Origin of the sequence: Streptomyces sp. NPDC051569 (genome assembly GCF_044454085.1) — a bacterium.
Lineage (GTDB): Bacteria > Actinomycetota > Actinomycetes > Streptomycetales > Streptomycetaceae > Streptomyces.
The window spans coordinates 117,536-136,549 of the sequence record NZ_JBITDJ010000002.1 but is presented as its reverse complement, the minus strand read 5'-3'; the positions used below and the strand labels follow the sequence as shown (position 1 = coordinate 136,549).

Genomic DNA, 19,014 nt, shown 5'->3' with positions numbered 1-19,014 from the left:
GACGTGGCCAAGTTCGACTTCAGGAAGTCCAGCTACAGCAGCGGTGACCAGCACGGGGAGTGCGTCGAAGTCGCTCTCAACGTCCTCGGCGCCATCGCCGTGCGGGACTCCAAGAACCCGACCGGCCACGTCCTCCGACTCACTCCTGCCGCCTGGGACGCCTTCCAGTACCTGATCGCGCAGGACTGACGCCTTTCGTTCGGATACCCCTCGCGTCCCAACCTGACCGGTTGTTCCTACGCCGGGGCTGTGGACACGTGCGAGCGCGCGAGGGGTTGACGACTGGGACACGCAGGCGTGGCGTGGAAGCTCTGTCTGACGTATGAGTCAGCGGCAGACTGACGCCGCACTCATGAACGAAACCAGAGAAGGCGGGGGTGCACGTGCCAGGCCGGGGAGAGCCTCACCGAATTCCGTGCATGCGAAGTACCAAGTGAACACCTAGCCCGCCCCGGTCCCAACGGCCTCCAGCCGCCGGGACGGATTCTCACAAGGCCCGCAGTCCTGTTCGCCTACGGGGCCCGAGATCGACCGGCTCTGGTCTGACGTGTCGCCCGTAGCCCGGGGCGGCCGAGCATCCGGCGCACCCCGCCTCTTCACCCACTTCACCCGCGTTCGCACCCCGGGCCGTGCGGGTCGGGGCTGCCCGCGACCCGCCCCACCCCCGCCGTGCGAGACTCGAAGCGTTCCATCCCGGCACCATCCCCGCCCCACCGCATGCCCCCACCGCATGCCCCCGCCGCATGGGTCGCCTTCCGGGGCGTCCTCGCCCTCACCACCGGAAGATCCGCATGACCATGCACCACCCCGGCCTCCCCGAGGACCTGCCGTCGCCCGAGTTGCTGTGGGCGCGGTGGGCGGCGATCGCCGTCGTCACCGCCAACGAGGAGCGCGACAACGAGCGCGACCCCGACGGGTACTGGCTCGACGACGAGGGGCTGCACTTCAACGACTCCGGCGCCAGCTGGTGGACCCTGATGCGGACCGACGACGGGCGGGCGCTGCTCTTCGGGGAGGACGAGTCGGGCGGGGTGAAGTGGCACGAGCCGCCGATCGACCTGTTCGACGGCGCCCCCGAGTGGCTGCCGCACGACCGGCTGGAGTACCTGCTCGAAGGGTACGAACTCGGCTGCGTCTACTGGTACGAGGACGGTGCCTGGGCCCGCGCCCCCTACCCGCACGGGCTCCGCGACGACGGGCTCGACGGTGGGATCGGGCGGTTCACCAGCCTGGAACGCGCTGCCGAGGAGCTGGACGCCCTCGTCGACTCGGAGATCGAATTCGACCAGCTCACGGACGTGATCAGCCACGCCGAGCAGGGCACGCTGACCGGGGGGCTGCTGGAGACCCTGGTCGCCGAGTCCGACTGGGCCGACTCCGACCCGCACGCCATGGCCGAGGCGCTGCGCCGCTCCCGGCTGGACGAGGGCGGCGGCGGTCAGGACTTCTGACCGGCCGGACGAGGGCGGGGGCGGGGGCGGGGGCGGGGGCGGCCAGAGCGCAGCGCACGGCAGCCGCCCCCGTCACATCGGGCGCCGGTCAGGACCTACGCCCCCCGCAGCCACTTCCGCCACGTCGGCTCGTTCGCCTTGACCCACTTCTCGGCCGCCGCCTCCGGGGAGAGTCCCTGGTCGGCGATCATCAGGGCGACGTCGTTCTGCTGCTCGGTCGTCCAGGAGAAGTTCTTCACCAGCGTCGCCGCGCTGCCGCCCTTCCGCTCGAAGTCCGCGTTGAGGAACTTCTGGAGCGGCGTGTTCGGGTAGGCGCACGCGACCTTCTTCGGGTCGGCGTCGCAGCCCTCCTGGTACGCCGGGAGCTCGACCTCCGTCATCGGCACCTTCTCGAACAGCCACTGGGGCTTGTACCAGTAGCTGAGGAAAGGCTTCTTCTCCTTGGCGAACTGCTTGATCTGGGTGATCTGCGCCGCCTCCGAGCCCGCGAAGACCACCTGGTAGTCCAGGTCCAGGCTGTCCACCAGGGCCGTGTCGTTCGTGACGTACGACGGCGAGCCGTCCATCAGCTGGCCCTTGCCGCCGCTCTCCGACGTACGGAGCTGGTCCGCGTACTTGTTGAGGTTGTGCCAGTCGGTGACGTCCGGATGCTGCTCCGCGAAGTACGTCGGGACGAACCAGCCGATGTGACCCGTCACCCCGAGATCCCCGCCCGGTGTGATCGTCTTCTTGTCGGCGACGTAGCGCCGCTCCTGGTCCGGGTGGCCCCAGTCCTCCAGGATCGCGTCCACGCGGCCCTGGCTGAGGGCGTCCCAGGCCGGGATCTCGTCGACCTGGACGGTGTCGACCCGGTAGTCCAGCTCATGTTCGAGGAGGTACGTCACGACGGCCACGTTGGCCTGCGCGCCGACCCAGGACTGGACGGAGAGGGTGACGGTCTTCGAGCCCCGCGCGTTGGCGTACGGGGACGCCTGCTGGGTCATGTCGGCCGCGCCGCAGCCGGTGAGCGTGAGCAGGGCGAACGCCGCCGCCCCCGCGAGACACGTGCGCGTACGGACCCGGGGACCGGTACGGGTGCGGGGACGGACGGAGGCACGGGTACGGGTACGGGCCATGTCAGGCCACCTTCCTGGTGCTGACGCGGCGTTCCGTGGGCTGGGTGACCCGGTCGAGCATCAGGCCGAGGCAGACGATCGCCGCGCCCGCGACGAGCCCGGTCGCCAGGTCGCCCTGGGCGAGGCCGTAGACCACGTCGTACCCCAGCGCTCCCCCGCCGACCAGACCGCCGATGATGACGACGGCGAGCACCAGGACCACGCCCTGGTTCAGCGCGAGGAGCAGCGCGGCTCCGGCCAGGGGCAGTTGGACGTGGCGCAGTTGCTGGCCGCTGGTCGCGCCGAGCGAGCGGGCCGACTCCAGCGCCGCCGGGTCGACCTGACGCAGTCCCTGGGTGGTGATGCGGATGACGGCGGGCAGCGCGTACACGACGGCGGCGGCCACCGCCGGGGCGCGGCCCACGCCGAAGAGCGCGACCACCGGAATCAGATAGACGAATTGCGGCAGCGTCTGGAAGACGTCCAGGACGGGCCGGAGCAGTGCCTCGACCCGCGCGCCGCGGGCGGCGGCGATCCCGGCGGCGAAGCCGATGACCAGGGTGACCGCGACGGCGGCGAGCACCTGGGAGAGCGTGTCGAGCGACGGCTTCCACACGCCGAGGACCCCGATGGCGGCCATGGCGAGGACGGCGGTCAGGGCCGTCCGCCAGGTGCCGATCAGCAGGGCCAGCGCGGCGACGGTCAGCAGGACACCCCACCAGGGCAGCGTCTGGAGACCGCCGCGCAGCGGGTCGAGGATCCAGGTGGTGAAGTGGCCGGCCCAGTCGGCGGTGCCACCGATGACGGGGACGCCGGAGTACAGGTGGTCGGTCATCCAGCCGACAGATCGGTCGACCGGGCCGGCGATCTCCACGGTCCAGGTGTCCGGCCAGTTCAGCCGATTCGTGAGGCGTCCGGCGGCGATGACCAGGACGGTCGCGGCGGCCGCCACCGCCCAGCCGAGCCGTCCGGTGAGGGAGGGCCCGGAGCCGCTCCCGCCCGGCCCGGAGGCGCCCCGGCCCGTGCGCGGGCCGCTCCGGCCCGTTCCCGAGCCGGCCGCCGCCGTCGTACGGTCCAGCACCACCGCGAGCAGCACGATCGGCAGCCCGGCCGCCAGCGCCGCGCCCACGTCGACCGAGGCCAGCGCCTGGTAGACGCGGTCGCCCAGGCCACCGGCGCCGATCACGGACGCGATGACGGCCATGGACAGCGCCATCATGATCGTCTGGTTGAGGCCGAGGAGCAGCTGCGCGCGGGCGAGCGGCAGCCGTGCGGTCAGCAGCCGTTGCCGGCCCGTCGCGCCGAGCGAGGCGACGGCCTCCATCACGCCGCCATCCGCCTCGCGCAGACCGAGCGCGGTGAGCCGGGCCATCGGCGGAGCCGCGTAGACGACCGTCGCGAGCACCGCCGCCGGGACGCCGATGCCGAAGATCAGCACCACGGGCAGCAGGTAGGCGAAGGCGGGCAGTACCTGCATGGTGTCGAGCAGCGGCCGCAGCGCCCGGTGCAGTCGGTCGGAGAGCCCGGCGGCGAGGCCGAGCAGCGTGCCCAGCACCACGGAGACGGTGACCGCGACGATCATCAGGGCGAGCGTCTGCATGGTCGGCACCCACATGCCGAGCAGCCCGCAGGCGCCGAACGAGACGGCGGCGGTGAGCGCGAGCCGCAGCCCCGCCGCCCGCCAGGCGATCAGCCCGGCCACCGCCGTGACACCGGCCCAGCCGATGGCGAGCAGCGCCAGGTACACGGCGCGCACGGACAGTACGACGGCGTTGCTGACGTGCCCGAAGAAGTACAGGAAGAGCGGGTGGCTGTCGCGGTTGTCGATGATCCAGTCGCTGGCGCCGCCGAGCGGTCCCGACAGGTCGACGGTGAGCGCTTCCGGCCAGGCGGTACCCGGCCAGCGGGTGACGGCGAGCGGGACGAGGACGGCGGCGAGGACGGCGAGCGGCAGCAGCTTGCCGAGCGCCCGGTTCCGCAGCGCGCCGGACAGCCCGCCGATGGCCGGAGAGGCGGTCGCGGTGGTCGCGGCGGCCATCAGATGACCGCCTTCCCGGCCCCCGCCGCCACGGCGGGCGGCTCGTCCGGACCGGCCGTCCCGGCCACCACGCCCAGCAGACACGCCCGGTCGACGACACCGACCAGCCGGCCGTGGTCGACCACCCGCGCCGCCGCGTCACCGGTGCGCGCGACGGCCTCGATGGCCTCGGAGACGGTCGCGGTCGGGGGGAGAGCGGGACCGGAGTCGGCCTCACCCGGCGCCGCGACCCGCATGGTCGCACCGAGGGTGATGACCTGCTCGCGCGGCACGTCACGGACGAAGTCCCGTACGTACGCGTCGGCCGGGCGGCCCACGATCTCCTCCGGCGTGCCCAGCTGCACGATCGCGCCGTCGCGCATCAGCGCGATCCGGTCGCCGAGGCGCAGCGCCTCGGTCAGGTCGTGCGTGATGAAGACCATCGTGCGGCCTTCCTCGCGGTGCAGCCGGATGACCTCCTCCTGCATGTCGCGGCGGATCAGTGGGTCGAGCGCGCTGAACGGCTCGTCGAACAGCAGCACATGCGGGTCGACCGCGAGTGCGCGCGCCAGCCCGACGCGCTGCTGCTGACCGCCGGAGAGCTGCCCCGGTTTGCGGTCCTCCAGTCCGTCGAGGCCGACCTTGTCGACGACCTCGGCGGCCCGGTCGCGGCGCTCGGAGCGGCTCACCCCCTGGATCTCCAGGCCGTACGCGACGTTGTCGAGGACCGAGCGGTGCGGCAGCAGGCCGAAGTGCTGGAAGACCATGGAGGCGCGGTGGCGGCGCAGTTCGCGCAGCCGGGCCTTGTCCATGGACAGGACGTCCTCGCCGTCGATGGCGATCGCGCCGGCCGTGGGCTCGATGAGCCGGGTCAGACAGCGGACGAGCGTGGACTTGCCGGAGCCGGACAGGCCCATGACGACGAAGACCTCGCCCTTGCGGACGTCGAAGGAGACGTCCCGTACGGCGGCGGTGCAGCCGGTACGTTCGCGCAGCTCGGCGGGGGTGAGGGCGGCGAGTTCGGGGTCGGCGGGGACGCGGTGCGCCTTGGGGCCGAAGACCTTCCAGAGGTGGCGTACCGAGAAGACGGGCGGCCGTTCGGCGACGTCGGTCGCGGCGGTCCCGCCGGCTCCGTGCGCCTCTGCTGTTCCTGCGCTCATCGGGTCAGGCCCTTCTCGTCGGTGTGGGTGCCTGCGGCGGGTACGGGGCGTGCGGCGGGTACGGGGCGTGCGGCGGGTACGGTGCGTCCGGGGCGTCCGGGGCGTCCGGGGCGTGCGGTATCCGGGGTGCGTGCGGCGGCTGCCTCGGTGAGCAGCAGTTCGGCGCATTTCTCCCCGACCATCAGGACCCCGATCATCGGATTGACGGCGGGCATCGTCGGGAACACGGACGCGTCGGCGATACGGATGCCGTCGAGTCCCCGGATCCTCAGGTCCGGTGCGACCACGGCCCCTTCGTCGGACGCGGCGCCCATGCGGCAGGTACCGGCCGGGTGGTACACCGTGTGCGCGCAGCTCCGCGCGTACGCGCTCAGCTCCTCGTCCGAGGTGACCTCGGGCCCCGGGCAGACCTCTCGCCTGAGCCAGTTCGCGAGCGGCTCGGCGGCGGCGATCCGCCGGGCGATCCTGATGCCGTCGACCAGGGTGCGCCCGTCGTAGTCGTCCTCGTCCGTGAAGTAACGGAAGTCCAGGGCGGGCTTGACCTCGGGGTCCGCGCTCGTCAGGTAGAGCCGGCCACGGCTGCGCGGCTTCGGGATGTTCGGGGTCATCGACACGCCGTGCTCGGGGCGCTCGTACCCCAGCCGCTCCGGATTGTCGGTGAACGGGATCTGGTAGAAGTGGAACATCAGGTCCGGGCCCTCGACGGCCGGATCGCGCCGGACGAACAGGCCCGCGTCGGAGTCCATCGCCGAGTTCTCCGGGATCGGTCCGTCCGTCTCCCAGACGATCACCGACTCGGGGTGGTCCAGGAGGTTCTCCCCGACGCCCGGCAGATCGTGGACGACAGGGATGCCGAGCTTCTCCAGGTCGGCGCGCGGCCCGATCCCGGAGTGGAGCAGCAGCCGGGGGGTGTCCACCGCGCCCGCGCAGACGAGGACTTCGCGCCGGGCCCCGACGCGCAGTTCCCCGCCGTCCTTGGTCCGTACGTGGACGCCCGTGGCCCGCGTGCCGTCCAGCTCCAGCCGGAACGCCCAGGTCTCCAGCAGCAGGTGGAGATTGGGCCGGTCCAGGAAGGGATGCAGATACGCGACCGACGCCGAGGAGCGCTTGTTGTTCTCCGGGTGGTACGCGAGGTCGAAGAAACCGGCGCCCTCGTGGAAAGGCTTCTTGTTGAAGCTGTCGACGCGCGGGACACCCAGCGCCGACCGCGCCGCGTCGACGAAGTCGCGGGCGATGGCGTTACGGTCCAGCTCGTCCACCGGCACGATGTTGTTGCGCAGCCTGCCGAAGTACGGGTCCATCGCGTCGGCGTCCCAGCCCTCGGCGCCGGCCGCCGCCCACTCGTCCCAGTCCGACGGCAGCGGCTTGAACGCGATGAGGGTGTTGTGGGAGGAGCAGCCGCCGAGCACCCGGGCCCTGCTGTGCCGGATGTGCGAGTTGCCGCGCGGCTGCTCGGTCGTCGGGTAGTCGTAGTCCAGCTCGCCGCCCAGCAGACCCATCCAGCGCCGCAGCGTCAGCACGTCCGGGCGGTCGACGTCGGAGGGGCCGCCCTCGATGACGGCGACGGTGACGCCGGGGTCCTCGGTGAGCCGGGACGCGATCACCGATCCGGCGGTGCCGCCCCCGACGACGACATAGTCGTACTCGGCGTGGTCGTGCCCGGCGTGGTCCTGCTCGGCAGGGTCATGCTCGGCAGGGTCATGCCCCGCGTGATCCTGCCCGGCGTGATCCTGCCCGGCGTGGTCGTGCTCGGCGTGGTCGTGCTCGGCCATGGGTGCTCTGCTCCTCTTCCGGAGGTCGTGCAAGGTTCTGGCGCGTGGAGTCGCCCCGGGGTGCGCGTCGCGCGGCGACTCCGTGGCGGTGCGGTGCGTGGCGTGGCGGTCGCTTCGGGGATGGCCGGGGTCAGCCCGCGAACCAGCGCACCGGGCGCGGCGCGAGGTTCTGGTAGATGTGCTTCGCCTCGCGGTATTCGGCGAGCCCCGCCGGTCCCAGCTCCCGTCCGATACCGGACTTGCCGAAGCCGCCCCACTCCGCCTGCGGGAGGTAGGGGTGGAAGTCGTTGATCCATACGGTGCCGTGCCGCAGCCGCCCGGCCACGCGCCGCGCGCGCCCCGGGTCCGCGCTCCACACGCCGCCGGCCAGCCCGTACTCGGTGTCGTTGGCGAGGGCGACGGCCTCGTCCTCCGTACGGAAGGTCTCCACGGTCAGGACGGGCCCGAAGACCTCCTCCCGTACGACGCGCATCTCGCGGTGGCACTGGTCGAGGACGGTCGGCTCGTAGAAGTAGCCGTCGGCGGGCCGGACTTCGGACGGCTCGGGGCGCTTGCCACCGGAGCGCAGGACAGCGCCCTCGGCGAGCGCGGAGGCGACGTACTCCTCGGTCTTCGCCAACTGCTGGGCGGAGACGAGCGGGCCGCACTCCACGCCGTCCTCGGTGCCACGGCCGAGCCGGATCCGCAGCGCGCGGCGGGCCAGTTCGCCGACGAAGCGCTCGCGTATGGACTCCTCGATGATCAGGCGCGAACCGGCGGAGCAGACCTGGCCGCTGTGGATGAACGCGGCGTTCAGCGCCTGGTCGACAGCGGTGTCGAAGCCCTCTTCGGTGGCGCAGGCGTCGGCGAAGACGACGTTCGGGTTCTTGCCGCCGAGTTCGAGGGCGACCTTCTTCACGCCGGGGGCGGCCGCCTGCATCACCTTCGTACCGCTGCTGAGTCCGCCGGTGAACGAGACGAGGTCAACGTCCGGATGCTCGGCCATGCGGGCGCCCACGGTGGCGCCCGCGCCGGTCACCAGGTTGGCGACACCGGCCGGCAGGCCCGCCTCCGCGAGCAGGTCGACGAGGTCGATCGTGGTGAGCGGGGTGATCTCGCTCGGCTTGATCACGAAGGTGTTGCCGGCGGCGAGCGCCGGGGCGATCTTCCAACTGGCCTGGAGGAGAGGGTAGTTCCAGGGGGTGATCAGCGCGCAGACACCGACCGGCTCATGCACGACCACGCTGTGCACGGTGTCGGAACCGGCGTCGACGACCCGGCCGCCGCTCTCGTTCATCACCAGATCCGCGAAGTAGCGGAAGGCGTCGGCGACACAGTCGACGTCGACGCGCCCTTCCTCCAGGGTCTTCCCGGAGTCCCTGCTCTCCAGCAGCGCGATCTTCTCGCGGTTACGGATCAGCAGGTCGGCGGTCCGGCGCAGCAGCCCGGCCCGCTCGGCGACCGGGGTACGGGGCCAGGGTCCCTCGTCGAAGGCGGTACGCGCGGCGGCGACCGCCGCGTCCACCTCCTCGGTCCCGCCTTCGGAGACGACGGCGAGGAGCGTCGCGTCGGCCGGATCGAGGATGTCGCGGGTGGCACCGGAGACGGCTTTTCGCCACTCGCCGCCCACGTGGATGGTCTGTTGTGCCGACACGTCGCGTATCGCCTTCCCTGTCCGGAACATGCTTCACCAGCAAGAACTGGCGGTTCCGGCGCCTGCCCCGGAGGGCGGAAAACATGCGCGTTCCGTGACCGGAAGTGGGTCGGGTCACGGAGCACGCGCGGTGTGGCACCGCGTCGGTACGGGAGGCGGCGTACGGGCACGGACAGCCGAAAGGCCCCGACCCACCGGAACTTCGGGGGTCGGGGCCTTTCGGTACTGACTGGCTACTGCGCTGACTGCTTACTGCTCACTTGCTTACTGTCCAACGCCTGCCGCTGCCGCTGCCGGCAGGGGGCGTTCAGATCAGGCCGAGCTCACGCACCGCGTCGCGCTCCTCCTGGAGCTCCTTCACCGAGGCGTCGATCCGGGCGCGCGAGAACTCGTTGATGTCGAGACCCTGGACGATCTCGTACGCGCCGTCCTTGGTGGTGACGGGGAAGGAGGAGATCAGGCCCTCCGCCACACCGTACGAGCCGTCCGACGGGATACCCATCGAGGTCCAGTCGCCCTCGGCGGTGCCGTTGACCCACGTGTACACGTGGTCGATGGCCGCGTTGGCGGCGGAGGCGGCCGAGGACGCGCCACGGGCCTCGATGATCGCCGCGCCGCGCTTGGCGACGGTCGGGATGAAGGTGTCGGCCAGCCACGCCTCGTCGTTCACGGCCTCGGCGGCGTTCTTGCCGGCGATCTCCGCGTGGAAGATGTCCGGGTACTGGGTGGCCGAGTGGTTGCCCCAGATGGTCAGGCGCTTGATGTCGGAGACGGCGGCGCCGGTCTTCCGCGCGAGCTGCGAGATCGCGCGGTTGTGGTCCAGGCGGGTCATCGCGGTGAAGCGCTCGGCCGGCACGTCCGGGGCGGCGGCCTGGGCGATCAGCGCGTTGGTGTTGGCCGGGTTGCCGACGACGAGGACCTTGATGTCGTCCGCGGCGTGGTCGTTGATGGCCTTGCCCTGCGGCTTGAAGATGCCACCGTTGGCGGCGAGCAGGTCACCGCGCTCCATCCCCTTCGTACGGGGGCGGGCGCCGACCAGCAGCGCCACGTTCGCGCCGTCGAAGGCGACGTTCGGGTCGTCCGTGATCTCGATGCCGCTGAGCAGCGGGAAGGCGGAGTCGTCGAGCTCCATCGCGGTGCCCTCGGCGGCCTTGAGGCCCTGCGGGATCTCAAGAAGACGCAGCTTGACCGGCACGTCGGCGCCGAGCAGGTGGCCGGAGGCGATGCGGAAGAGCAGCGCGTAACCGATCTGGCCGGCCGCGCCGGTGACGGTGACATTCACGGGAGTGCGGGTCATGGCGATCTCCGTAAGACAGCTGGCGGTGGGGGTCCCTGCCCCTGGTGCGGGGGACATCTCCACCCATCGCCGACCCGGATTCCGGTTCTGCCGGGAATCCGGCTCTGGATCCGCTCTGAATCTTGACGTGAAGAGATATCCAGCGATCAGGCTATCCGACCCGGGGCTCCCCCAATCGCCGCCCCCTTGTGGCGCGGCTCACGGCAGCGCCACTGATACCCGTACGCGGGACGGCTGATGCCCGTACGCGGGACGGCGCCCGCCCTCCCACGAGGGAGGAAGGGCGCCGATTCGTACCCAGATCTCACAGCGGTGCTCCACGGCCTGCGGTTTACGGCAGTGCTTCACGCTTTGCGCCAGTGCTTCACGCTCTACGGCACCGTCGAGTGAACGATGTCCTCCAGGAACGGGATCTCCAGCCACGGCCTGGGCTGCGTCATCAGGGCCAGCAGCACGATGACGGTGCCCAGCAACGTGTACGTGACCATGTCGGTGAAGCGCGAGCGCACGGCCAACATGCCCACGGAGGGCACCGCGCGCCGCAGGCAGGCGCCACCGATCAGGGCCACCCCGATCAGGATCGTGCCGATCCGGAACGCTTCGGCGAAGGGGTGCAGCCCGACGATCAGCAGGCCGAGCCCGATCGTCCCGAGCACGCTGATCAGCGGCCACTGGCGCACCGGGGCCGGGGCGTCGGACGGCGCGGCCCGGCCGCCGCCCTCGGGCCGCGCGGTGTCCAGGGTGACCGCCGCGAAACGCCCGGCACGCTCCTCCGGCTGCTCGTCGGCTCCTTCGGGATCGGCGGCGGCATCCGACGGGCGGTCGGCGACCGGACCATCGGCGACCAGGCCGTCGGCGACCAGGGTGGCCGCTCCCGGGGCATCCGCCGTCGAGGTGCCGGTCGTCGGGGTGCCGGTCGCCGGGGCGTCCGTCGCCGGGGCGTCCGGGCCCACCGGCGCCGCCGGGTCCGGGGAGACCGGGTCCGGGGAGACCAGGTCCGGGGAGACCGGCTCGGGGACGTCCCGTACCGGCGTGGCCTTCGCGGCCGCCGCCGGTGTGCCGCGCCCCGTCCTGCGGGGCGATCGGGCCGCGTCGCCCGCGCTCGTACCAGCACCCATGGGTGCCCCTTTCCGGATTCCGGTTCGGAGATTCAGCCGTCGATCGGCCTGATCGGCCAGGTCAGTGCGCGTCGGCGACGGTGCGTTCGGCCGCCTCGACGACGTTGACCAGCAGCTGCGCGCGGGTCATCGGGCCGACACCGCCCGGGTTCGGGGAGATCCAGCCGGCCACCTCGGCGACGCCCGGGTGGACATCGCCGACGATCTTGCCGTTCTCGTCGCGACTGACGCCGACGTCGAGGACCGCCGCACCCGGCTTCACGTCCTCGGGCTTGATGATGTGCGGCACTCCCGCGGCGGCCACGATGATGTCGGCCTGCCTGAGCTGCGCCGACAGATCGCGGGTGCCGGTGTGGCACTGCGTCACGGTGGCGTTCTCGGACTTACGGGTCAGCAGCAGCGGGATCGAACGGCCGACGGTGATGCCACGGCCCACGACCACGACATGCGCGCCGTTGATCTCGACGCCGTGGTGGCGCAGCAGCTGGATGATGCCGTACGGGGTGCAGGGCAGCGGCCCCGGCTCGTTCAGCACCAGTCGGCCGAGGCTCATCGGGTGCAGCCCGTCGGCGTCCTTGGCCGGGTTCATCAGTTCCAGCACGCGGTTGGTGTCGATGCCCTTGGGCAGCGGAAGTTGGACGATGTAGCCGGTGCACTCGGGGTTCGCGTTGAGCTCCCCGATGACCGACTCGATCTCTTCCTGGGTGGCGGTGTCGGGCAGTTCACGCTGGATCGAGGCGATGCCGACCTCGGCACAGTCGCGGTGCTTGCCGTTCACGTACCAGCGGCTGCCGGGGTCGTCCCCGACGAGCAGGGTCCCCAGGCCGGGCGTGACGCCCTGCTCCTTGAGGGCCGCCACACGGACGGTCAGGTCGGATTTGATCGCGGCTGCGGTGGCCTTGCCATCGAGAATCTGGGCGGTCATACCCCCATCCTCGCGGATGACCCCTCCCCTGTTCCAATTCGGGCCGCTCGCCCCACGGCACAGGAGATTGCGCTTGCACAACGCTACGGATAGTGACTGGACAAAAAGGAGACACTTATACCACGCTTACGGCGCAGCGCGCGGTAAGCATCGGGGGGGCGCACCGCTCAGTTCTGAGAGTTCCTCCATGCGGACCACGCCGTTCCCCGCACGACCAACGGAGGAAACCCGCCATGAGCTTCGGCGACCCCAACAACCCGTACGGCCAGCAGCCGGGCCAGCCCCCGCAGGGCCAGCAGCCCGGCTACGGCTACCCCCAGGGCCAGCCCCAGCAGGGTCAGCAGCCCGGCTACGGCTACCCGCAGGCCCCGCCGGTCCAGCAGGCCGGTTACGGGTACCCCGGTGGCTACCCGGCCGCTCCGACGGAGATGCCGGGCGGGATCAAGGCCGCGCGCGTCATGCTGTGGGTCATGTCGGCCTTCCAGGTGATCGCGGGGATCTTCCTCTTCGCCGCGATGGGGGCCGTCGACGACGCGGTCAACAACGCCGATACCACGGCCGACACCGCCGCCTTGGCGGACTTCGGCAAGGGCATCGTCGCCTTCCTGGCCGTCCTGATGCTGATCTTCGCGGCGCTCTCGATCACCCTGGCGCTGAAGATGAAGTCCGGTGGCAACGCCACGCGCATCTGCGCGATCGTGTACGGGGCGTTCGCCGCGCTCGGCGGTCTGGTCTCCCTGCCGCTGGGCATCGTCACCTTGGCGCTCGGCATCCTGATCATCGTTTTCGTGGCGAAGTCGGACGGCGCGGCCTGGTTCCAGCGCCCGCGCTACTGACACCACGTCATCGGCCCCTCGCACAGGGCGTACGCGGCGCACGGCGCGCACGCGGTACGCGTGGGGCGCACGGGGCGCACGGGGCGCGAGAACGACCGAAGGCCGTGAACCAGTCCCACGGGGGAGGTTCACGGCCTTCGGCCTCTGCGCCTGACGATCCCGGGAGCGGATGCCCGACCGCCCGACGATCCGGAGATCAGTGGAAGAAGTGCCGCGTCCCGGTGAAGTACATCGTCGCGCCGGCCTTCCGCGCCGCCTCGATCGTCAGCTCGTCACGGACCGAGCCGCCCGGCTGGACCACGGCCTTGACCCCCGCGTCCAGCAGGATCTGCAGACCGTCGGGGAACGGGAAGAAGGCGTCCGACGCGGCGTACGAGCCACGCGCACGCTCCTCGCCCGCCCGCTCCACCGCGAGCTTCGCGGAGTCCACCCGGTTGACCTGGCCCATGCCGACGCCCACCGACGCGCCGCCCTTGGCGAGCAGGATCGCGTTGGACTTGACCGCGCGGCTCGCGCGCCAGGCGAAGGCCAGCTCGGCCAGCTCGGTCGCGGTCAGTGCCTCGCCGCTCGCCAGCGTCCAGTTCGCCGGGTCGTCGCCCTCGGCCTGGAAACGGTCGGTGACCTGGAGCAGCGCACCGCCGTCGATCGGCTTGACCTCGACCGGCGCGGCCGGGGCCTCGGTGCAGCGCAGCACCCGGATGTTCTTCTTGCGGGCCAGCACCTCGACCGCGCCGTCCTCGTAGCCGGGGGCGACGATGACCTCGGTGAAGATCTCGGCGACCTGCTCGGCCATCGCGACGGAGACCGGGCGGTTGACGGCGATCACGCCGCCGAACGCGGAGAGCGGGTCGCACGCGTGGGCCTTGCGGTGCGCCTCGGCGACGTCGTCACCGATCGCGATCCCACAGGGGTTGGCGTGCTTGATGATCGCGACGCACGGCTCGGCGTGGTCGTACGCGGCACGGCGCGCGGCGTCCGTGTCCGTGTAGTTGTTGTACGACATCTCCTTGCCGTGCAGCTGCTCGGCCTCGGCGAGACCGCCCTCGGCGCTGGTGTAGAGCGCGGCGGGCTGGTGCGGGTTCTCGCCGTAGCGGAGCACGTTCTTGCGCGCGTACGTGGCGCCCAGGAAGTCCGGGAAACCGGAGTCGTCGGCGGCCGCGTAGTCGTCGGCAAACCAGGAGGCCACGGCCACGTCGTACGCGGCGGTGTGCTGGAAGGCCTCCGCCGCGAGGCGCTTGCGGGTCGTCAGGTCGAAGCCGCCGTCCCGTACGGCTCCGAGGACGTCCGCGTACCGCTCGGGGCTGGTGACGACCGCGACCGAGGGGTGGTTCTTGGCGGCGGCGCGGACCATCGAGGGGCCGCCGATGTCGATCTGCTCGACGCACTCGTCGGGGGTGGCACCGGAGGCGACCGTCTCGCGGAACGGGTAGAGGTTCACCACGACGAGATCGAACGGCTCGATGTCCAGCTCCGCCAGCTGCTCGCGGTGCGAGTCGAGCCGGAGGTCGGCGAGGATGCCGGCGTGGACGCGCGGGTGCAGCGTCTTGACCCGGCCGTCCAGGCACTCGGGGAAACCGGTCAGTTCCTCGACCTTGGTGACCGGCACACCGGCGGCGGCGATCTTCGAGGCGGTGGAACCGGTCGAGACCAGGGTGACGCCCGCCTCGTGCAGTCCACGGGCCAGCTCTTCCAGGCCCGCCTTGTCGTAGACGCTGACCAGCGCGCGGCGGATCGGCCGCTTCGTACCTTCGGCGGTCACTGACCCCTGATTATTCACCGACATATACCTTTCGTCCCTCAATGCGGTAGCCGCGACGGGCCATCGTCCCGACGACATCGACGAGCAGCCGTCGCTCGACTTTCTTGATGCGCTCATGGAGAGCGTCTTCATCGTCCTCGTCCCGCACCTCGACCACGCCCTGCGCGATGATCGGGCCGGTGTCGACACCGTCGTCGACCAGGTGGACGGTGCAGCCGGTGACCTTCGCGCCGTACGCGAGTGCCTCGCGCACGCCGTGGGCACCGGGAAAGCTGGGGAGCAGGGCCGGGTGCGTGTTGACGACCCGCCCGCCGAAGCGCGCGAGGAACTCCCTGCCCACGATCTTCATGAAACCGGCCGAGATCACCAGGTCCGGCTCGTACGCGGCGGTGGCCTCGGTCAGTGCCGCGTCCCACGCGTCGCGCGTCCCGTAGTCCTTCACCCGGCACACGAAGGTGGGCACCCCGGCGCTCTCGGCGCGCTCCAGCCCGGCGATCGCGTCGCGGTCCGCGCCCACGGCGACGATGCGGGCCCCGAACGCCGCCGGGTCGTCACCGATGGCGTCGAGCAGCGCCTGCAAGTTCGTACCCGATCCGGAGACCAGGACCACGAGCCGGGCGGACACGGAGGGGCCGAAGGAAGTGACGGCGGCGTCAGAAGCGGCGGGAACAGCGGAGGGAGACGAGGGAGACGGCGGGGAGGAGGGGGGCGGGGAGGCCACAGCGGGCGCCTTTCTGGGAGCGAGCGGAGCCTCGCGGGATGGTGCGGTTGGTCCGTCAGCGGCTTTGTGTGATCGCACGAACGAATCGTGTTTCCCGATACGGGGAACTCTACGAAGGAGCCGACCGTCAGCAACGATACCGGCACACCGAGCCGCCCCCACGGGACGGGGGCGTGGCTGGGAGGTAGCGTCTGGGGACAGAGTTCCGTCTCCGGGACGGGCCACACGAGACGACACCCCCGCGCGCTGGGTCTCGCGCCGGGTCTGAGGGGAAGACGTTCACCTGATGCCGGACCGACGCCGCCGCACGGCACTCCACCTCCCGCAGCCCGCTGGGCCGGTGCTGCTGCCGCGGGAGCGCCAGTCTCCTTCCACCGGCCCTCCGGGGTCTTCCGGGTCCTCCGGACCCTCGGGATCTTCAGGGTCCACCGAATCTTCTGGACCTCCTGGGTCTTCAGAATCTCCTGGATCCTCGGGGCCCTCCGACGACAATCCGTTCGCCCCGCCCCCCGAGGGCGCCCCCGATCAGCCGTGGCGGCCCCGCCACCAGGGGAACGGCGGCTCGCCGGACGGGCGGTCCTCCGGCTCCGACCAGGACCGCGACGGCGACCGGGGCGCCTGGGGAGGCCAGTGGAGCAGCCGCCAGCCCGGCCGCTCGACGGACGGCTTCGGCAGCCGCCTCGGCGGCCGGAACGGGCCGAACGGGCCGAGCGGCCAGAACGGCCGTAACGGGCAGGGCGGCGATCAGGAAGGCCCCGAGGGAAGCCGCGGCACCGGGCTGCGCTGGGACCCGACGGACCCGGCCCAGCGCCGCGCCCGCTACGCCCTGCTCTCCGGCATGTGGGCGTTCTTCTTCGCGCTCTTCACCTACCCGGAGGTCGCGCTGCTGCTCGGCTCCCTGGCGGTGTACTGGGGTGTCAGCTCTCTGCGCAACAAGCCCCGGAAGTCGCCGTCCGGTCAGGACAAGGCGGCCTCCGGGGGCCCGCAGACGCTCGCGGCCCAGATGGCGCGGACAGCGCAGAGCGCGCAGCGGGACCCGGCTCCCGTCCCGGCCCCCGTCCAGGCCCAGATGTCCGGCCGGCAGAGGACGACGGCGGCGGTGAGCGGCCTGGTGACAGCCGGTCTCGCGCTGACCATGGTGGCGGGGATGTTCACGATGCGGTTGGCCTACCGCGACTACTACACCTGCCTGGACGACGCCCTGACGAAGTCGGGCCAGCTCTCCTGCAACGAGCTGCTGCCGCATTCGCTGGAGCCGTACTTCGGCGTCAAGGAGTAACACCCGGTCCCTCCTCGGAGCCGGTCTCGTGGGTGGAGGCCGGCTCCGACGGCTGTTCGGGGACCGGAGGGGCAGCCTGGGCGGTCGGCACCGCCGACAAGGCCGGCTGGGCCGGGACCGGAGCGGGAGCGGGCTCCAGTGGGGTCGACTCCAGGGGGGCCGGCGGAGTGGGCGTGAAGTCGGCCATCAGGCCGCCGGACGCCTCCTTGATCGCCGCCCACCGCGCTTCCCGGGCCCCGCGCTCGTGCCATGCCTCGACCGGCGGGAACGCGTACGGGCCGGAGTCCTGACCGCCGTCCGGACGGGCCTTCTGACCGCCGTCCCGGCCGGAATCCTGACCGGAACCGTGGCCGGAATCCTGACCGCCGTCCGGACCGGCGTCCTGGCCGGAATCCTGACCGGAACCGTGGCCGGAGCCCTGGCCGGAATCCCGGGTGGCGTCCTGTCCCGCGAGCCGGCCGCTCGCTTCCGACGCGTCCGGATCGCCCTCGGAGGATGCCGCGCCCACCCCCCAGCCCAGCGTCTCCAGGATGTCCAGACCCAGCGCGTCGTCCCCCGTGTCCAACGCCGGCGTGGGCGCGGGCGCCGCCTTCACCCGCCACTTGCGCCGCTCCCGTCGCTCCCGCAGCCGCCAGGCCCGCAGCCCGAGAGCCGCCGGTACGCCGAGGCCCACCGCCCACACCAGCGCCGCCGCCCCCGTCAGCCACCACACCGGCCCGAGGGCCGCCAGGTCCGCATTGCCCACCGGCCCGCCCGCCATCGCCGCCAGGAACGCTGTCAGCAGCGCGCACACCGCGCCCCCGAAGGCCGCCGTCAGCGCGGTCGCGCGGGCGCCCCAGGCCTCTTCCCGTACGGCGTACGGCGGCGCCGCGACTCCTACCGTGAACCACCCGATCGCCAGCCCCGCGACCCCGGGTACGGCCAGCACCGCCCAGTTCAGCGCCGTCCCCGGCCCCTCGGGCACGCCCGCGAGCAGGGGGAAGGGCGGCAGATCGGGGCTGCCGACGACCCCGAGCGGGGTAGCCGTGGCCACCGTACCGAGCGCGAAGCCGGGGCCCAGGCCGTACGCGGCGCCCCAGACGGCGGCGTTCGGCACCAGTGCCAGTGCCAGCAGCGCCACGGCGAAGCGCCCTGACCAGTCTCCCGCGAGCCGCAGGAACGATGCCTGCACTTCCTGGCCGTGCCCCGCCAGCGAGACCCCGACCAGCAGTGCGCCACCGCCCACCAGCAGCAGAGTGGCCGCGGCCCCGGTCCGCAGGGCGACCCCCGTCCTGCGGCGCGCGGTGGTCGACCACACCGTGCCGGCGAGGAAGCTCCCTACGCCCTTCCGCAGCGGGAGCGGCAGCGCGGCGAGCCGGTGCCCGCCGGCCGTCCAGGCCCCGGCGGCCGTGGACAGGAGCGCCACGACGCCCAGCGTGATCGCCGCGCGTTCGGGCCGCGCGGAGAGCTGTCCGCCCGCCGCATAGGCCGCGACGCCCCCGCCGACCAGCACATATCCGCCGGTCACGGTGAAAACGGCGCCGAGCGCGGTGAGCTGCGGCCGCCCCTCGTCGGGTTCCAGGGCGTCCCGGGCTGCCCGGTACGCCAGGTACACCGGAAGGGCCATCAGCAGCAGAGGTACGACTCCGAGTGGCGCGGGATTCCCGGAGAGGGTGTCGAGGCGGACGAGTTCGATGCCATGGGCGAGCAGCCACAGCGCCGCCGCGACCCGTAGCGCCCCACCGGCGCCGCTGTCGGGGTACGGGGAGCTGATCCACAGCGCCATGACGAGCACGGACAGGGCACCGAGCCCGAGGCCCGCAGCGATGACTCCCCGCAGAAAAGACGCGGTCAGCGCGGCGGCCCGGCCTCGTTCCACGGCCGAGGCCGAGGACAACGGCGTGCTGCGATCGGTCAATTGGGTCACGTCGCCATGCTGCCAACGACACGCGCTTTATCCGCGTAACAGGCGA

General features: G+C 71.9%; 15 protein-coding genes. 4 read left to right on the top strand and 11 right to left on the bottom strand.

All coding sequences use genetic code 11. From position 1 onward, the window contains the following. Positions 1-3 precede the first annotated feature (3 nt). Positions 4-189 (top strand): DUF397 domain-containing protein, encoded by a 186-nt coding sequence (locus ACIBAE_RS03545; RefSeq protein ID WP_399282121.1) that lies wholly within the window; start codon positions 4-6, stop codon positions 187-189. 602 nt (positions 190-791) lie between these two features. Further along, the gene (locus ACIBAE_RS03540) at positions 792-1,451 is read left to right on the top strand and encodes a hypothetical protein (RefSeq protein ID WP_399282120.1); all 660 of its coding nucleotides are present in this window, start codon (positions 792-794) and stop codon (positions 1,449-1,451) included. Positions 1,452-1,546: 95 nt separating this feature from the next. Here the strand turns inward: ACIBAE_RS03540 and ACIBAE_RS03535 are convergent, their stop codons facing one another. The 8 genes from ACIBAE_RS03535 to ACIBAE_RS03500 all read right to left on the bottom strand — a co-directional run bounded on the left by ACIBAE_RS03535 (position 1,547) and on the right by ACIBAE_RS03500 (position 12,467). Next, positions 1,547-2,566: an ABC transporter substrate-binding protein gene (locus ACIBAE_RS03535; protein WP_399282119.1), complete on the bottom strand. Its 1,020-nt coding sequence runs from the start codon at positions 2,564-2,566 to the stop codon at positions 1,547-1,549. A gap of 1 nt (position 2,567) precedes the next feature. Continuing rightward, a complete protein-coding gene (locus ACIBAE_RS03530; protein ID WP_399282117.1) occupies positions 2,568-4,583 on the bottom strand; it encodes an ABC transporter permease subunit in 2,016 nt (671 codons plus the stop codon). Beyond that, complete coding sequence (locus tag ACIBAE_RS03525) at positions 4,583-5,722, bottom strand: glycine betaine/L-proline ABC transporter ATP-binding protein (RefSeq protein ID WP_399282116.1); 1,140 nt, start codon at positions 5,720-5,722, stop codon at positions 4,583-4,585. Before ACIBAE_RS03525 ends, ACIBAE_RS03530 begins: the two co-directional genes overlap by 1 nt. Next, positions 5,719-7,494: a GMC family oxidoreductase gene (locus tag ACIBAE_RS03520; protein ID WP_399282115.1), complete on the bottom strand. Its 1,776-nt coding sequence runs from the start codon at positions 7,492-7,494 to the stop codon at positions 5,719-5,721. Before ACIBAE_RS03520 ends, ACIBAE_RS03525 begins: the two co-directional genes overlap by 4 nt. A gap of 130 nt (positions 7,495-7,624) precedes the next feature. Then, positions 7,625-9,157, bottom strand: coding sequence for an aldehyde dehydrogenase family protein (locus tag ACIBAE_RS03515; protein WP_399282114.1), 1,533 nt, complete (start codon positions 9,155-9,157; stop codon positions 7,625-7,627). Between the two features lie 277 nt (positions 9,158-9,434). After that, positions 9,435-10,424: a malate dehydrogenase gene (locus ACIBAE_RS03510; RefSeq protein WP_399282113.1), complete on the bottom strand. Its 990-nt coding sequence runs from the start codon at positions 10,422-10,424 to the stop codon at positions 9,435-9,437. A 371-nt stretch (positions 10,425-10,795) separates the two neighbouring features. Then, positions 10,796-11,542, bottom strand: coding sequence for a DUF3017 domain-containing protein (locus tag ACIBAE_RS03505; RefSeq protein ID WP_399282112.1), 747 nt, complete (start codon positions 11,540-11,542; stop codon positions 10,796-10,798). 61 nt (positions 11,543-11,603) lie between these two features. Then, complete coding sequence (locus ACIBAE_RS03500; RefSeq protein ID WP_399282111.1) at positions 11,604-12,467, bottom strand: bifunctional methylenetetrahydrofolate dehydrogenase/methenyltetrahydrofolate cyclohydrolase; 864 nt, start codon at positions 12,465-12,467, stop codon at positions 11,604-11,606. 233 nt (positions 12,468-12,700) lie between these two features. Here ACIBAE_RS03500 and ACIBAE_RS03495 point away from each other — a divergent pair, with 233 nt between their 5' ends. Beyond that, positions 12,701-13,303, top strand: a complete 603-nt coding sequence (locus ACIBAE_RS03495; protein WP_399282110.1) for a hypothetical protein — start codon at positions 12,701-12,703, stop codon at positions 13,301-13,303. A gap of 196 nt (positions 13,304-13,499) precedes the next feature. On the opposite strand, the gene purH is transcribed toward ACIBAE_RS03495, so the two are convergent. Further along, a complete protein-coding gene (purH, locus tag ACIBAE_RS03490) occupies positions 13,500-15,086 on the bottom strand; it encodes a bifunctional phosphoribosylaminoimidazolecarboxamide formyltransferase/IMP cyclohydrolase (protein WP_399282109.1) in 1,587 nt (528 codons plus the stop codon). Beyond that, positions 15,073-15,687, bottom strand: a complete 615-nt coding sequence (gene purN / locus ACIBAE_RS03485) for a phosphoribosylglycinamide formyltransferase (RefSeq protein ID WP_399282108.1) — start codon at positions 15,685-15,687, stop codon at positions 15,073-15,075. Before purN ends, purH begins: the two co-directional genes overlap by 14 nt. Positions 15,688-16,069: 382 nt before the next feature. Here purN and ACIBAE_RS03480 point away from each other — a divergent pair, with 382 nt between their 5' ends. Then, positions 16,070-17,062, top strand: coding sequence for a hypothetical protein (locus ACIBAE_RS03480; protein WP_399282107.1), 993 nt, complete (start codon positions 16,070-16,072; stop codon positions 17,060-17,062). Here ACIBAE_RS03480 and ACIBAE_RS03475 read toward each other — a convergent pair. After that, positions 17,052-18,968 (bottom strand): DUF6350 family protein, encoded by a 1,917-nt coding sequence (locus tag ACIBAE_RS03475; RefSeq protein WP_399282105.1) that lies wholly within the window; start codon positions 18,966-18,968, stop codon positions 17,052-17,054. The two genes, ACIBAE_RS03480 and ACIBAE_RS03475, sit on opposite strands and share 11 nt — an antisense overlap. Between the last annotated feature and the right edge of the window lie 46 nt (positions 18,969-19,014).

What these genes read in the sequence shown, in the direction of transcription:
- ACIBAE_RS03540 (WP_399282120.1), top strand. Translation starts at nt 792, where the DNA reads ATGACCATGCACCACCCCGGCCTCCCCGAGGACCTGCCGTCGCCCGAG.
- ACIBAE_RS03535 (WP_399282119.1), bottom strand. Translation starts at nt 2,566, where the DNA reads ATGGCCCGTACCCGTACCCGTGCCTCCGTCCGTCCCCGCACCCGTACC.
- ACIBAE_RS03530 (WP_399282117.1), bottom strand. Translation starts at nt 4,583, where the DNA reads ATGGCCGCCGCGACCACCGCGACCGCCTCTCCGGCCATCGGCGGGCTG.
- ACIBAE_RS03525 (WP_399282116.1), bottom strand. Translation starts at nt 5,722, where the DNA reads ATGAGCGCAGGAACAGCAGAGGCGCACGGAGCCGGCGGGACCGCCGCG.
- ACIBAE_RS03520 (WP_399282115.1), bottom strand. Translation starts at nt 7,494, where the DNA reads ATGGCCGAGCACGACCACGCCGAGCACGACCACGCCGGGCAGGATCAC.
- ACIBAE_RS03515 (WP_399282114.1), bottom strand. Translation starts at nt 9,157, where the DNA reads ATGTTCCGGACAGGGAAGGCGATACGCGACGTGTCGGCACAACAGACC.
- ACIBAE_RS03510 (WP_399282113.1), bottom strand. Translation starts at nt 10,424, where the DNA reads ATGACCCGCACTCCCGTGAATGTCACCGTCACCGGCGCGGCCGGCCAG.
- ACIBAE_RS03505 (WP_399282112.1), bottom strand. Translation starts at nt 11,542, where the DNA reads ATGGGTGCTGGTACGAGCGCGGGCGACGCGGCCCGATCGCCCCGCAGG.
- ACIBAE_RS03500 (WP_399282111.1), bottom strand. Translation starts at nt 12,467, where the DNA reads ATGACCGCCCAGATTCTCGATGGCAAGGCCACCGCAGCCGCGATCAAA.
- ACIBAE_RS03495 (WP_399282110.1), top strand. Translation starts at nt 12,701, where the DNA reads ATGAGCTTCGGCGACCCCAACAACCCGTACGGCCAGCAGCCGGGCCAG.
- purH (WP_399282109.1), bottom strand. Translation starts at nt 15,086, where the DNA reads ATGTCGGTGAATAATCAGGGGTCAGTGACCGCCGAAGGTACGAAGCGG.
- ACIBAE_RS03480 (WP_399282107.1), top strand. Translation starts at nt 16,070, where the DNA reads ATGCCGGACCGACGCCGCCGCACGGCACTCCACCTCCCGCAGCCCGCT.